This is a genomic window from Paenibacillus sp. MMO-177 (genome assembly GCF_037147795.1).
Classification (GTDB): Bacteria; Bacillota; Bacilli; order Paenibacillales; family Paenibacillaceae; genus Pristimantibacillus.
The window spans coordinates 905,484-918,515 of record NZ_JBBCUR010000001.1 but is presented as its reverse complement, the minus strand read 5'-3'; the positions used below and the strand labels follow the sequence as shown (position 1 = coordinate 918,515).

10 protein-coding genes are annotated in these 13,032 nt (G+C 51.8%); all 10 read left to right on the top strand.

The window, feature by feature from the left end:
- Positions 1-54: 54 nt before the first annotated feature.
- The 10 genes from WFK81_RS04055 (at position 55) to WFK81_RS04010 (ending at position 13,014) form a co-directional block, all read left to right on the top strand.
- Positions 55-1,194: a glycoside hydrolase family 88 protein gene (locus tag WFK81_RS04055; RefSeq protein ID WP_336785149.1), complete on the top strand. Its 1,140-nt coding sequence runs from the start codon at positions 55-57 to the stop codon at positions 1,192-1,194.
- Between the two features lie 74 nt (positions 1,195-1,268).
- Complete coding sequence (locus tag WFK81_RS04050; protein ID WP_336785148.1) at positions 1,269-3,011, top strand: sensor histidine kinase; 1,743 nt, start codon at positions 1,269-1,271, stop codon at positions 3,009-3,011.
- On the top strand, positions 3,004-4,602 hold the full coding sequence (locus WFK81_RS04045; RefSeq protein WP_336785147.1) for a response regulator transcription factor: 1,599 nt from the start codon (positions 3,004-3,006) through the stop codon (positions 4,600-4,602). The genes WFK81_RS04050 and WFK81_RS04045 overlap by 8 nt, the downstream gene beginning before the upstream one ends.
- Positions 4,603-5,218: 616 nt before the next feature.
- Positions 5,219-6,151, top strand: coding sequence for a carbohydrate ABC transporter permease (locus tag WFK81_RS04040; RefSeq protein ID WP_336785146.1), 933 nt, complete (start codon positions 5,219-5,221; stop codon positions 6,149-6,151).
- A gap of 75 nt (positions 6,152-6,226) precedes the next feature.
- Entirely contained in the window at positions 6,227-6,997 is a 771-nt protein-coding gene (locus WFK81_RS04035) for a carbohydrate ABC transporter permease (protein WP_336785483.1), read from the top strand.
- A gap of 107 nt (positions 6,998-7,104) precedes the next feature.
- A complete protein-coding gene (locus WFK81_RS04030) occupies positions 7,105-8,481 on the top strand; it encodes an ABC transporter substrate-binding protein (RefSeq protein WP_336785145.1) in 1,377 nt (458 codons plus the stop codon).
- A gap of 99 nt (positions 8,482-8,580) precedes the next feature.
- Positions 8,581-10,398: a glycoside hydrolase family 35 protein gene (locus WFK81_RS04025; protein WP_336785144.1), complete on the top strand. Its 1,818-nt coding sequence runs from the start codon at positions 8,581-8,583 to the stop codon at positions 10,396-10,398.
- A 168-nt stretch (positions 10,399-10,566) separates the two neighbouring features.
- Positions 10,567-11,451, top strand: a complete 885-nt coding sequence (locus WFK81_RS04020) for a LysR family transcriptional regulator (RefSeq protein ID WP_336785143.1) — start codon at positions 10,567-10,569, stop codon at positions 11,449-11,451.
- A gap of 136 nt (positions 11,452-11,587) precedes the next feature.
- Positions 11,588-12,121: a GNAT family N-acetyltransferase gene (locus WFK81_RS04015; RefSeq protein ID WP_336785142.1), complete on the top strand. Its 534-nt coding sequence runs from the start codon at positions 11,588-11,590 to the stop codon at positions 12,119-12,121.
- A 23-nt stretch (positions 12,122-12,144) separates the two neighbouring features.
- Positions 12,145-13,014 carry a transporter substrate-binding domain-containing protein gene (locus tag WFK81_RS04010; protein WP_336785141.1) on the top strand — a complete coding sequence of 290 codons (870 nt, stop codon included), beginning with the start codon at positions 12,145-12,147 and terminating at the stop codon, positions 13,012-13,014.
- The last annotated feature ends 18 nt before the right edge of the window (positions 13,015-13,032 follow it).

Sequence of the window (13,032 nt, the reverse complement as noted above, 5' to 3'; positions counted from 1 at the left end):
GCTCCGGCATTCGATTACGATAGTGGAAAATCGCAAGGCAAGGGGCGAATAGACATGTGGAAGACGGCAATTGAAGAGGCAATCGCCACGATTACAAGCAATGTTGATAGATTCGGAGAAGCCTACCCTCATGTAGGGGGAGGCAGCCGATATACGTTAATAGAGAACAACGATTGGACCAACGGATTTTGGAGCGGGCTGTTATGGCTCGGTTATGAATATTCGGGTGACGAGAGATTAAGAGAGGCGGCAAGGAAAACAACAACAAGCTTCCGCCAGAGGCTGAAGGACAACGTGGTGCTGGATCATCATGATATCGGCTTCCTGTATTCCTTATCCGCGAAGGCGGAATGGATCGTTGACGGCAGCGAAACGGCGAAGGAGCTTGCGCTTGCAGCGGCTGACGTCATGATGAAGCGCTGGCGCAAGACGGGGGGTTATTTTCAGGCTTGGGGACCGGAAGGGGATCCGGTAGAAGGCGGAAGAATTATTATCGACTGCCTGCTTAACTTGCCTCTTCTCTATTGGGCCTCCGAGCAGACGGGCAATCCGGCGTATAAGAAAGCAGCCAAAGCCCAGGCGGAGAAAAGCAGACGGTATCTGGTAAGAGGCGACGACAGCTCTTATCATACGTTTTTCTTCGACCAGCAGACGGGCGAACCGGTTGGCGGCGCCACGCATCAAGGCTTCAGCAACGGTTCGACCTGGACGCGCGGACAGGCTTGGGGCATTTACGGTTTTGCTTTGTCCTATCGCTATACGCGGGATCCGTTGTTCCTCGAAACCTCGAAACGGATGGCGGTCTATTTCCTTGAGCACCTGCCGGAGGACGGCGTTGCGTATTGGGATTTCCACCTGCCGGAGGAGCAGCGGAAGTACCGGGACAGCTCGGCCTCCGCGATTGCGGCAGCCGGAATGCTGGAGTTATTGTCGCATCTGGATCCGCAGGATACTGCGTTTGATCAATTGCGCGAAGGTCTTCAACGTTCGATGGAATCGCTGGTTTCTAACTATTCGACTAAAGGCTGCGAGGAAGCGGAAGGCTTGCTGAAGCATGGTTCTTATCATGTGCGGGGCGGGCTGGCGCCGGATGATTATATGATTTGGGGAGACTATTTCTACCTGGAAGCTTTGCTCCGGCTTGAGAGAGGAATCGGCGGCTATTGGTATGAAAGGAACAGGGATCGGGACTAACCAATCCTTGGGGATGTTCCCGGTATACCGATACTGCTACAATGAGGATATATCGTATGGGAAGGCGTGCAGCCATGACGAGATTAACCTACTACCGAAGAATCCAGTTGTCCTTTCTCTTGTTTATTATTTTTCCGATCCTCGCCGTTTCGGTTATTTCGTATACGCTATTAAAGCAGAACATGATAGAGAAGTTTCAGATCAGCAACAACAGTATGCTGAACGTTATAGTCGGGGAAATCGACCGGACGATAGACGATGTGACCTTCGCCTCGCATTATATCGTGAATGACTCCGAGCTGCGGGCATCCCTTAATCTGTTCGCGGATACAAGCAGGCTGAATACGTATACCGACTACACCCGTTTCATCCGGATAAAAGACAGCTTCTCGCTGATTACGTCCAAGCCGCTGAACAACAGCATTCATATGTATCTGGTTAACCGGGCGAACTTTATCCTGTCGCCGGATTCGGAGAATTTGGCGGCGATCAACAGCAAGCTGGCACCGCTCCTTAAGAACGTAAATGCCTCGAAGCCGGTTGTGCTGCAGTATCTCGGACTCCTTCATGACAGTCCCGATGACGACGGCACGTATTATCTTGCGAGAGTCATAGGCGACGGGGGCGGCAAGCCCTATACGGCTGTGCTGCTTGTCGGAATTGAAGCCTCTTATTTCGAAAAGCTGCTGAAGCGGGTCGAATTCGGGCAGATTGCGTTATTCGACGGGACAGGCAACCGGATTGCGGGCAGTCCGGATATCCGGCTTCAGCCAACCGGCACCCCGGATTCCGTATACCGGACGCAGCTAACGCTGGACAAAACCGACTGGAAGCTCGCCTATGAGACGTCCGAGGATTCGCTTTTTGGCCAGATTTCGCGTGCCTTTTACATCGGAATCGGATTGGTGCTGGTGTTTACGCTGGTATTCTCGGTCATCTCTCTATTGTTCGCGAGGAGGCTGCATAATCCGATTCAGAAGCTGCAGCGGGTTGCCCGCCAGTTTGCTTTGGGGAACCGCGATATGCGGCTTGAAGTAAAGGGCAAGGACGATATTGCGGAGCTTGGGCATTCTTTTAACCAGATGCTTGACGAGATAGAAGTGCTGATTACGAACATCGAACAGGAACAGGAGCAAAAAAGGGTTATGGAGCTGGAAGCCCTGTTCATGCAGATCCGGCCGCATTTTCTGATCAATACGCTTAATTCGATTAAATGCAGCCTCATTCTTAGCAAGGATCAGGTGCATAGCGGCATTGTCGACTCTTTAATGAATCTGCTGCGCGCCTATCTGAAGGTAAATACGCCATCCTCGCTTGAGGAAGAGTGCAGGCTGCTCGGTTATTACGTCGATATTATGAAGGTCCGCAGCGAGATGCCGTTATCCATTGAAGCCCGCATCGAACCGGAGCTGAAGAGCTTTGTTGTGCCGAAGCTGGTGCTTCAGCCTATAGTCGAGAACGCGATCGTGCATGGCCTGGACGAGAAGGATGAACTTCATATCGTTGTTCATGCTTATCGCGAGCAGGGCCGTATTTATATGGCAATCGAGGACGACGGCTGCGGCATGGAGGAAGAGCAGCTTGTCCGTCTGAACAGGCAATTAAACGCTTCTTCGGATTTGGATACGGACGCGGAAGAGTATGTGCCGTATGAGCGGGTAGGGCTGCGGAACGTCATCCAGCGGCTGAAGCTGACGTACGGCTCGGCAGAGATGAGGCTGCGCTCCAATGCCGCAGGCGGCATTACCGTTATTTTGGCTATTCCAAGTCCAAATCCAAGTCCAAGTCCGTCCGTACAGGAGGTATCCCATGTATAAAGTCATGCTGATTGATGATGATGTCCCGATGCTTAAAGTGCTGCAGCAGATGATTGAATGGAAGCAGCTTGATTTGCATGTAGCCGGAAGCACGTTCTCGAGCGTAAAGGCGCTGCATCTGTTCAAGGAGACGATGCCGGATATCGTCATTACGGATATCGGACTGCCGAAGAAGAACGGAATCGAGCTGGCCGCGGAATTTACGGCTATAAAGCCTGGCGTCCGGATTATTTTTCTGACCTGCCACGAGGAATTTCATTATGCCCAGCAGGCGGTGAAGCTGGATGCCGACGATTATTTGATCAAGGATCAATTGACCGCCGACCAGCTGGAGGAGAGTCTGCGCAGATCGGTTACCCGTCTGAAGGGACGGACGACCGAAAGCGGAACGGATTCCGATGCCTATAGCATCGAGCTGCAAAAACGCGCGTTATTCCAGATGATAATGGACGGAGCGGATTTGGAAAAGACGCGGGCTTACGCGTCCCGCATCGGGATCGAATGGCCGTATGCGTGCTTTATGATGGGGATGATTCATCTTCGTTATTCGGATTACGAGCTGCTCTACAACCGGAGCAATATTCCGCTTATCCGTTACGCCATCTATAATATTGCCCTGGAAATTGCCCAGTCTTATAAAGGGGTAACGCCGTTTATCGACCAGGATCATTTCATGGTGCTGTACAATTACCGCCAGAACCTGGCAGGGAATGATCAGGCTTATCTGCAATCGTATCTGGACGAGCTGCTTCGTCAGGTGACGGCATATCTTAGGATTACGCTGCAAATCGTTCTTGTCACGGACAAGCTTGTCCTGCAGGCGGCCGGTTCCGTCTACCAGCAGATCAGAAGCGGCAAGCCGGAGTTTTACCGGATGGGCCAGGTGGCCGCGGCTTCATCCTCGCAGCTGCTTAGCCAGCTTTTTTATCCGCTGCCGCAGGACTTTAATGCGGCATTCCGCGGCGAGCTTGAACGCACCATTCTGGAGAAGAATGCCGTGGAGCTGCGCGGCGTATTACTCCGTTTCGGGCAGGAGGCGGGCAGCCGCAGGATCGAGCCGGAGGAATGGACCGAGGCGCTTGTCCAGCTGCTTCGCGAAGCCGAAATCCTGTTCCCGCGGAGAAAAGCGGAAGAAGACGTCTACGCTTATATCGGCGCGGCAAGAACGATGGAGGACGCGCTCGAGCTGGCGGTTGGCCGGCTGGAGCGTCTAGCCCAAGAGCAGCTTGGCCATGCCGGGGGCGCCGCCAAATCGCGGGAGCCGCGGCTACAGGTCATTCAAGCTTTTATCGACAATCATCTATCCGATAATATTACGTCCATTGATATCGCGCAGTACCTGTATTTGAATCCCAGCTACTTCTCCCGTTATTTCAAACGGCTGACGGGGCTTAGCTTCACGGACTATGTGCATCAATACAAGATGAAGATAGCCGCCAATATGCTGAAGAGCTCCGGCCAGACGCTCGAGACGCTTGCGGTAGGGCTTGGTTACTCGGACCGCGCTTATTTCTCGAAGGTGTTCAAGAAGTATATTGGCTTCACCCCAAGCCAGTTCAAGCAAAAGCATCAGCTGATCCGTAAATCATAATGTCACTAACCATAGTATCAACTGATCCGTAAATCATAGATTGCAATAGATTAGGCAAGCCCTGGATTTCTCTCTAAAATGCCGCTCCTAGAAGCGGCATTTTGCATGACCGGATCATGCCGGCCCTATTTTACGTTGCACGTAATACAGTATAATGCCGCCTATTGATCTAAAAACACGAATAATGTTGTATTTTTTGCAGTAATATTTCTCTCAAAACGGGCCTAAGAACCCCAATTCAGTTCAATATGCTGCATTTCGTACAACGTACGCAGCCGAAGTGCATGATTTCAGCGTATTATGGTGTAATTTGTGCAATGCAGGTTGAGTGGGAGGGGGCTGAGAGGAGGACTTGTGCGTGGAATATACGCTCAGCATGAATGCTTGATCCACCGGGGGAATCTAATGCAAACAAGTAGTCAGGCCGATCCTCAAGCCATAGCTGTCCCCCGGAAACAAGCTGCGCCTCTGGAGCGCGGCCTTTTTTGCGTTGCCGGCACATGGCCGCCCCGCAAAGAAAAAGGTCAAAATCTTCCCTGTATCGGGTCAGAATACTTCGCTTACAAGTTGGCTCAATCCCTTATTATGATCTCAACATAAGAGTTGAGGTGATTGTATGGAAGTCGTCAAACAAACGGCAGGCGCCAGCCATGCGGCTGAAGCCAGGAAGAGATTTTGGACGCCGTCACGCAGAGAAGCGCTGGTCGGCTGGCTATTTCTTATTCCCGAGATTGTCGGGATGCTGCTGCTAAACGTATTTGCCTTAGGGTTCTCTTTATATTTGAGCTTCTCCAAATGGGACATGTTGTCCGGCCTTCCCGGCATCAAATGGATTGGGCTTGGCAACTACAAGGAGCTCTTCCATGATCCGGCCATTGCGGAGGCGCTGAAAAACAACCTGCTGTACACCGTGATGACAGTGCCGATTCCAATTGCGATTGCGCTGGTGCTGGCCGTTGTTATCAACAACAGCGTTTTCCTGAAAAGCTACTTCAAGGTTGTCTTCTTTATCCCGTATATCTCGTCGATCATCGCGATTGCCGCGGTATGGAGCGCCTTGCTGCATCCGTCTCTCGGCCCGGTTAACCAGCTGCTAATGCAGCTTGGCATTGACGCTCCGCCGAAGTGGCTGGTTGATCCGAAGACCTCGCTGCTCTCCATCGCAATCATCGGCACATGGGCGAGCCTTGGCTACACGATTATCATTTATACCGCGGGTCTTACCAACATCTCGAACGAAATTTACGAGGCTTCCGAGATTGACGGGGCTTCTCCGCTGAAGAAATTTTTCCGGATTACGGTGCCTCTGCTGCGTCCAACGACCTTTTTTCTTGCCATTACGATGCTGATCGGCTCGTTCAAGGTGTTTGATATCATCTCGTACCTGACGGAAGGCGGTCCTAACAATTCGTCTACCGTTCTGGTGTACCGGATCTACGAAGAAGGCTTCCGCAACTACGATATGGGCTATGCCTCGGCGATCTCCTGGCTGCTATTCGCCATTATCGGCATCATTACGGCGGCAACGTGGAAGCTTGGGAAGGACTAAGAAAGGGAGGGATTACCTGTGGCAACAAAACTGTCAAAAAGCATCATTACCGTCTTGCTGGGAGCATTCTCTCTGATGTTCCTGACCCCGCTGGTCTGGATGGTCTCGTCCGCCTTGAAGTTCGAGAAGGATGTCATGCGCTTCCCGATCCAGTGGGTTCCGGAGAAAATCAACGTAATTTACAACTTCAAATCCGTCTGGATGGGCCGTGTTCCGTTCTATCATTTCTACTGGAACTCTCTGAAGGTGGCCATTATCACAACGCTTATTACGCTGCTGATCTCGTCGATGTCCGCCTACGCGCTGACGAAGCTGCGTTTCCGGGGCCGCCACATGATCTTTCTGGCGATGCTGTCCTTTATGATCATTCCCGATCAGGCGACGCTCATTCCGCGGTTTCTCATCATCCGCTGGCTGGGGCTGTACGATACGCATGCCGCGATTATCCTGATGAGCATGTTCTCGATCTACTTCACGTTTCTGCTGCGGCAGTTCATGTCCGATATCAGCGATGAATATTTGGAGGCGGCGCGCATTGACGGCGCGGGACATCTGCGGACGTTCTTCTCGATTATGATTCCGCTCTGCAGGCCGGTCTTGGCGACAGTGGCGATCATCAAATTCATCTGGACGTGGAACGATTACCAGAACCCGCTTATTTTCCTCCTGAGCAAGAAGCTGTACACCATTCCGCTTGGCATTACGCTGTTCCGGGATGATTACACGAATAACTATGCGATTATGATGATGGCTGCCTTATCGGCGATTATCCCTCTTCTGGCCATTTTCATTATCATGCAGAAGCAGGTCATTAACGGGATTGCGTTAGGCGGCGTGAAAGGGTAAGGTAGTCAAAAAAGTACTCGTTACACCTCAAAATTATACACTTTGCGCAATTAGGCGATCGTTATACTGAGTGTGTAGTCATTATAAAGTTCTAGGGGGAAGCAGAAATGAAACAATCGAAACGCAAGTTTACGGCGGTAGCGGGCTTGCTGCTGGCCGGCACGGTTGCGCTGAGCGCATGCGGAGGCAACTCGGCGAATTCGGGCAGCGAAGGCGCAGCTGGGTCGGGCAAAACGGAACCCGTAACGATCAAGTATTACAACTGGGATAACGAAGCCCAAGCGGTTGCAACCGACGCGATGCTGGATGAATTCATGACCAAGAATCCGGATATCAAGGTTGAGCATGTCGTTCTGGTACCGGGTGATTCCGTTGAAATGCTGAAAAAGCTGGACTTCCTGATCTCCTCGGGAGAGGCGGTTGACGTTGTGGCGATGCCGAACCTTGGAGCTGTCTACGAACGTGCGACAAGAGGCGCATTGGCATCCTTAAATGATTTCTATAAGCAGGAAAATCTGGTGCCTGAAGATGAATATTATGTGAATCCGAAGATTGGCGACAACTACTACGGCATGCAGCTGACTTCAAGCTTCAACTACGTGCTGCTGAACAAGGATGCGCTGGATGAAGCGGGCCTGCCGGTTCCAACCTATGGCTGGACCTGGGATGACTACCGTGACTATGCCAAGAAGCTGACCAAAGGCGAAGGCGTGGACAAGCGTTACGGTACGTACTTCCATACCTGGGAGCTGTACATGAACGCGCCGGCGCAGACCGTGATGAAGGATCCGTTCCGTTATGACGACGGTTCGACGATCTTGTCCGATCCTTCCTATAAATACTTCTTCCAGCTCCGCAAGGATATGGAGAACGTCGACAAATCGGCCAAGCCTTACGCCGATGTGCTTGCGGCCAAGCTGAACTACCGGACGGAATTCTTTAACGAGCAGGCTGCGATGATTCTGACGGGAAGCTTTACGATTCCGGACGTAGGCAATCAGGAGCAATACCCGCATACGTTCAAGACGGCATTTGCACCGGTACCGCTGCCTCCGAAAGGCGCCGAGCCGAAAGACTATGAAGGCGGCAAATATTTCACAAGCGGCAGCTCGGTTGTAATGGGCGAAAGCTCCAAGCATAAAGACGCTTCGTTTAAGCTGATGCGCTTTATGACAACGTCGGATTCCGACAAGCGCACCGAATTCTCCGGCTGGAAAAAGGCGGACAACAAAGCGCTTCTGGACCGCATCATTGGCGGGAACAAAGACCTGTACGACGTGGATTCCCTGCAAAGCACGCTGTTTGGCGACAACATCAAATACCTGGACGCTTCCAGCGTTATTACCGTATCGACATCCGAACTGACCAAGGTCATCGACGACGGCTTCAGCAAATTTATGCTGAGCAACGAATCGATCGACGACGTTCAGAAGTGGATGGTTGATCAAGCAACAAAAATAATTAATGAGAAAGAAAACAAATAATCGCTCATAAGCTAACGGAAGAGAGCTTCGGAGACAACCTGCCGGTTGCTCCGGGGCTTTCTTTCTATGCTGGGCGCATGGGCAAATTGGAGGTATAAGGTGAGCCGGTTAACGTGGAAGGATCAGAAATATTGGCTGGATGGCGAGGAGTTCCGGATTTTGTCCGGGGCGATTCATTATTTCCGGGTTGTGCCGGAATATTGGGAGGACAGGCTGCTGAAGCTGAAGGCTTGCGGCTTCAATACGGTCGAAACGTATATTCCGTGGAATCTGCATGAGCCTCGGGAGGGGAGCTTTCGCTTCGACGGGATTGCCGATGTCGCCCGTTTTATAGAGACGGCGGGCCGGCTTGGTTTGTACGTGATTGTCCGTCCCAGCCCTTATATATGCGCGGAGTGGGAATTTGGCGGCCTGCCGGCCTGGCTGTTGAAATCGTCCATGGGCTTGCGCTGCATGGATAACGAATACCTGGAAAAAGTCGACCGCTACTATGACGAGCTTATTCCGCGCCTGCTGCCGCTGCTCGATTCGCAGGGCGGTCCCGTCATTGCGATGCAGGTCGAGAATGAATACGGCAGCTACGGCAATGATACCGCGTATTTGGCTTACTTAAGGGATGGCCTCATCCGCCGCGGGGTTGACTGCCTGCTGTTCACCTCGGACGGTCCAACCGACGAGATGCTGCTAGGCGGCACGGTTGACGGGCTGCATGCAACGGTTAACTTTGGCTCGCGCGTAGCGGAGTCCTTCGGCAAATACCGGGAGTACAGGCAGGACGAGCCGCTGATGGTCATGGAGTATTGGCTTGGCTGGTTCGACCATTGGAGGAAGCCGCATCATGTCCGGGAGGCCGGGGATGTTGCGAACGTATTGGACGAGATGCTGCAGCAAGGGTCATCCGTTAATCTGTACATGTTCCACGGCGGGACGAACTTCGGCTATTACAGCGGCGCCAATTACGGCGAGCATTATGAGCCAACCGTGACCAGCTATGATTACGATGCGCCGCTCACGGAGTGGGGAGATGCAACGGACAAATACAAGGCGATCCGCGGCGTGCTCGAAAAGCACGGCATACCGGAGGGGGCGCCGTTCCCGGCACCGATTCCGAAGAAGGCTTACGGCAAGGTCGCTTTGACGGAAAAAGCGGACCTGTTTGGCCAACTGGAGCTGGCATCCTCCGGCCAGGTTCAATCGGTTAGCATCCGGCCGATGGAGCATTACGACCAGGCTTATGGCTTTATTTTGTACTCTGCACAGGTTAAAGGGCCAAGAAACCGTCAGAAGCTGCATCTTCGCGAAGTGCGCGATCGGGCCCAGGTGTTCCTGGACGGCAAGCTGATCGGCGTCGTCGAGCGGTGGAATCCGCAGCCTATCGAGATCTCGATTCCGAGAGAAGGGGCGAGACTGGATGTCCTGGTCGAAAATATGGGGCGAGTCAATTACGGGCCTTATCTGCGCGATCATAAAGGAATTACGGAAGGAATACTGATCGATAACCAGTTCCAGTCGAACTGGACGATTACCCTCCTGCCGCTCGAGTCCGAGCAGCTTGCGCGGATTCAATATGAGTCCTTGGAAGTAACAGCGGCACGGCAGCCTGACGGTTGTCCCGCCTTTTATCGCGGATTTGTGGAGGTGGACGAGCCTGCCGATACGTTCCTGCGCTTCGACGGCTGGCAGAAGGGAATCGCTTGGATCAACGGCTTCCAGCTTGGCCGTTATTGGGAAGCCGGTCCGCAGCGTACGTTATACGTGCCGGGTCCGCTGCTCCGCAAAGGGAGCAACGAAATCATTATATTTGAACTGCATGGTATAAACGGGCTTCCCGAAGTGGCGTTAACGGATGTTCCCGATCTTGGCGAGACGGCAGCGGTTGACGAGCAGGTGCTGAACTTCGTGCAGGAAGAGGAATAGAGAGAAGAATTTAAGGCGGATCGAAGACAATTCGATCCGCCTTTTTATGTAATATTGAAGTTTTTTACATTTCCGCTATTCCCTAAATCCGATTAATCCTATAAGATAAAATTAATTTAATCGCCAATATAGAAAAAGTCTATCGATAAGGTCGCGGAGGGATTATCCATGAATATTGAGAACATCGAAGCTTTTGTGTATGTCAATCATTACGGCAGCTTTAATAAAGCGGCGGAGGTGCTCTTCCTCTCCCAGCCATCCGTCACCGCCCGCATTCAAACGCTGGAGAGAGAACTCGACTGCCGGCTGTTCGACCGGCTTGGCAAGCAAATTATGCTGACCGAGAAAGGCAAGCAGTTCCTTCCTTACGCCCAGCAGATTCTTCAAACGATTCAGAAAGGGCGTCTTCATCTCCAGGAGAAGGGGGCCCGTCCGCAGGAGCTTCGAATCGGAAGCACGGTGTCCGTCTCGAACTATCTGATACCCGATTTGCTTCCGAGGCTCACTCGTTTATTCCCGCGTTTAACCTTTAAACTAACAACTGCGCCTTCGGATGACCTGGTCAAAAAGCTGCTCGACAAGGAGATTGATATCGCTTTTGTCCGAAAGCTTGTTCATCCTTCCCTGCAGTCGTTTCCTTATTATGAAGATCCTATCCGGCTGTATGTCTACGAGGGGCATCCGTTTGCGGAAGAGGGCCGGGTCTCGATAGACGAGATCCGCGATCAGCCCCTTGTTTTCTTCGAATGCGGCTCGCTTGACTGGCTGAGGCTTCACCGCGTATTCGAGCATCTGGAGCAGCCTCCGCGCATCGTTTTCCATGCGGATAATTCCGAGACGGCGAAGAAGCTAGTGCTGCAAAAGGCCGGCATCTGCTTCCTTCCGGGCTTATGCGCGAGGGAAGAAGTAAGCAAAGGCAGACTTATCCCGATTGAGATTGAAGAGACTAAGGGGATTTCCCTGCAGACGAACCTGATTGCGCTGACGGGAGAGAACGAGGAGTATATCCAGGCGCTGCTGCCTAAGGATAATTTGAGCTTTTACAGCATTTAGCACGGACCAATAGAATCAATCGATCGATAGAGAAAGTCTATTAGCGCGGTTAGGCGGATAGATGATACATTTATACCATCTTAATTCTTAGTAAGTTTATAGGAATTATTTAATTAGACATTTAAGGGGTGGAACTATGAGTGAATTGTTTAGGCAAGCGGTAGTCGAGGATGCGGAGCGTCTGCATGAAGTGACGTATGAAGCCTATTCGCTCATTCGGGAGCTGAAGCTGAATTGGCCAGCGGCGAATGCCGGTCTGGATCAGATACGGGACAACATTACACAGAATGAATGTTACGTGCTGGAGGCGGACGGCGTTATCGTTGCAACGATAACCTTATCGAGAAACGATGAAGTGAAGGCCATTACGGATCTGCCGTTTATCAAATGGTTCGCGGTCCATCCCGGCGAGCAAGGCAAAGGATACGGCGACAAGCTGCTGACCTGGGTCGAGAATACGATTATTCGCGACAAGGAAGGGGCGCCTGCGGTAACGCTTGGAACAGCCGAGAAGCATCCATGGCTTCTGCCGATGTACCAGCGCAGAGGTTACGAAAGCATCCGCTCCTTCGACTCCGGCAACGGGGACGGAACGATGCATTTGCTCCGCAAGATTGTGAACCCGGAGCTGTTCGAGAAAGCAAGCGAAGCACAAGCCACAACAAATTAATGAAAAAGACGGGGGTACTTAAAATGAAGAAAAAAGCATTAGTCGTTACAGCAGCATTGTCGTTGATTCTGGTGGCAGCAGGCTGCGGCTCAAACAATAAATCGGACAATACGCAAGCTCAAAACGGCAATAAAGCTGCTGCTAATGTATCTGCATCAAGCAATGCAGGCGGCGAAGTGAAAAAAGTCGTTATCGGAACAGGGACCGGATTCCCGAAAGTATGCTTTATTGACGAGAACGGCAAACTGACCGGCTTTGACGTTGAGCTTATCAAAGAGATCGACAAGCGTCTGCCGCAATATGAATTCGACATTAAAACGATGGAATTCTCGAATCTTCTGCTGAGCCTGGAGACGAACAAGATTGATCTTGTTGCGCATGAAATGGAGAAAAATCCGGAGCGCGAAGAGAAGTACCTGTTTAACAAAGAGTCTTACGCACACTGGAGAAATAAAATCATTGTCGCAAAGGACAATAACACGATTAACTCTCTTGATGACTTGGCAGGCAAGAAGGTTCTGACTGGCGCAACCAGCGCTGAGGCGCAGATTCTTGAGAACTATAACAAGTCGCATGACAAGAAAATTAATATCGTGTATCAAAACGGCGGAGCCAATGATACGGTCAGCCAAATTACGAGCGGCCGCGTAGACGCTACAATCGGAGCAGACTTTACGCTATCGCTGATCGACCCGCAAGCCAAGCTGAAGACAGCCGGTGATGACCTGTCTGAAGCGGATATTCTGTTCGTGCTCCGCAAGAACGATCCGGCTGAGCAAGAGCTGTCCGATGCAGTGGACGGCGCGTTGAAAGAAATCAAAGCGGACGGTACGCTCGGCAAGCTGAGCACGGAGTGGCTTGGCAGCGACTTTACGGCAGACAACGCGAAATAGCATCGTGATTCAAAGTAA

What these genes read in the sequence shown, in the direction of transcription:
- WFK81_RS04055 (WP_336785149.1), top strand. Translation starts at nt 55, where the DNA reads ATGTGGAAGACGGCAATTGAAGAGGCAATCGCCACGATTACAAGCAAT.
- WFK81_RS04050 (WP_336785148.1), top strand. Translation starts at nt 1,269, where the DNA reads ATGACGAGATTAACCTACTACCGAAGAATCCAGTTGTCCTTTCTCTTG.
- WFK81_RS04045 (WP_336785147.1), top strand. Translation starts at nt 3,004, where the DNA reads ATGTATAAAGTCATGCTGATTGATGATGATGTCCCGATGCTTAAAGTG.
- WFK81_RS04040 (WP_336785146.1), top strand. Translation starts at nt 5,219, where the DNA reads ATGGAAGTCGTCAAACAAACGGCAGGCGCCAGCCATGCGGCTGAAGCC.
- WFK81_RS04035 (WP_336785483.1), top strand. Translation starts at nt 6,227, where the DNA reads ATGTTCCTGACCCCGCTGGTCTGGATGGTCTCGTCCGCCTTGAAGTTC.
- WFK81_RS04030 (WP_336785145.1), top strand. Translation starts at nt 7,105, where the DNA reads ATGAAACAATCGAAACGCAAGTTTACGGCGGTAGCGGGCTTGCTGCTG.
- WFK81_RS04020 (WP_336785143.1), top strand. Translation starts at nt 10,567, where the DNA reads ATGAATATTGAGAACATCGAAGCTTTTGTGTATGTCAATCATTACGGC.
- WFK81_RS04015 (WP_336785142.1), top strand. Translation starts at nt 11,588, where the DNA reads ATGAGTGAATTGTTTAGGCAAGCGGTAGTCGAGGATGCGGAGCGTCTG.
- WFK81_RS04010 (WP_336785141.1), top strand. Translation starts at nt 12,145, where the DNA reads ATGAAGAAAAAAGCATTAGTCGTTACAGCAGCATTGTCGTTGATTCTG.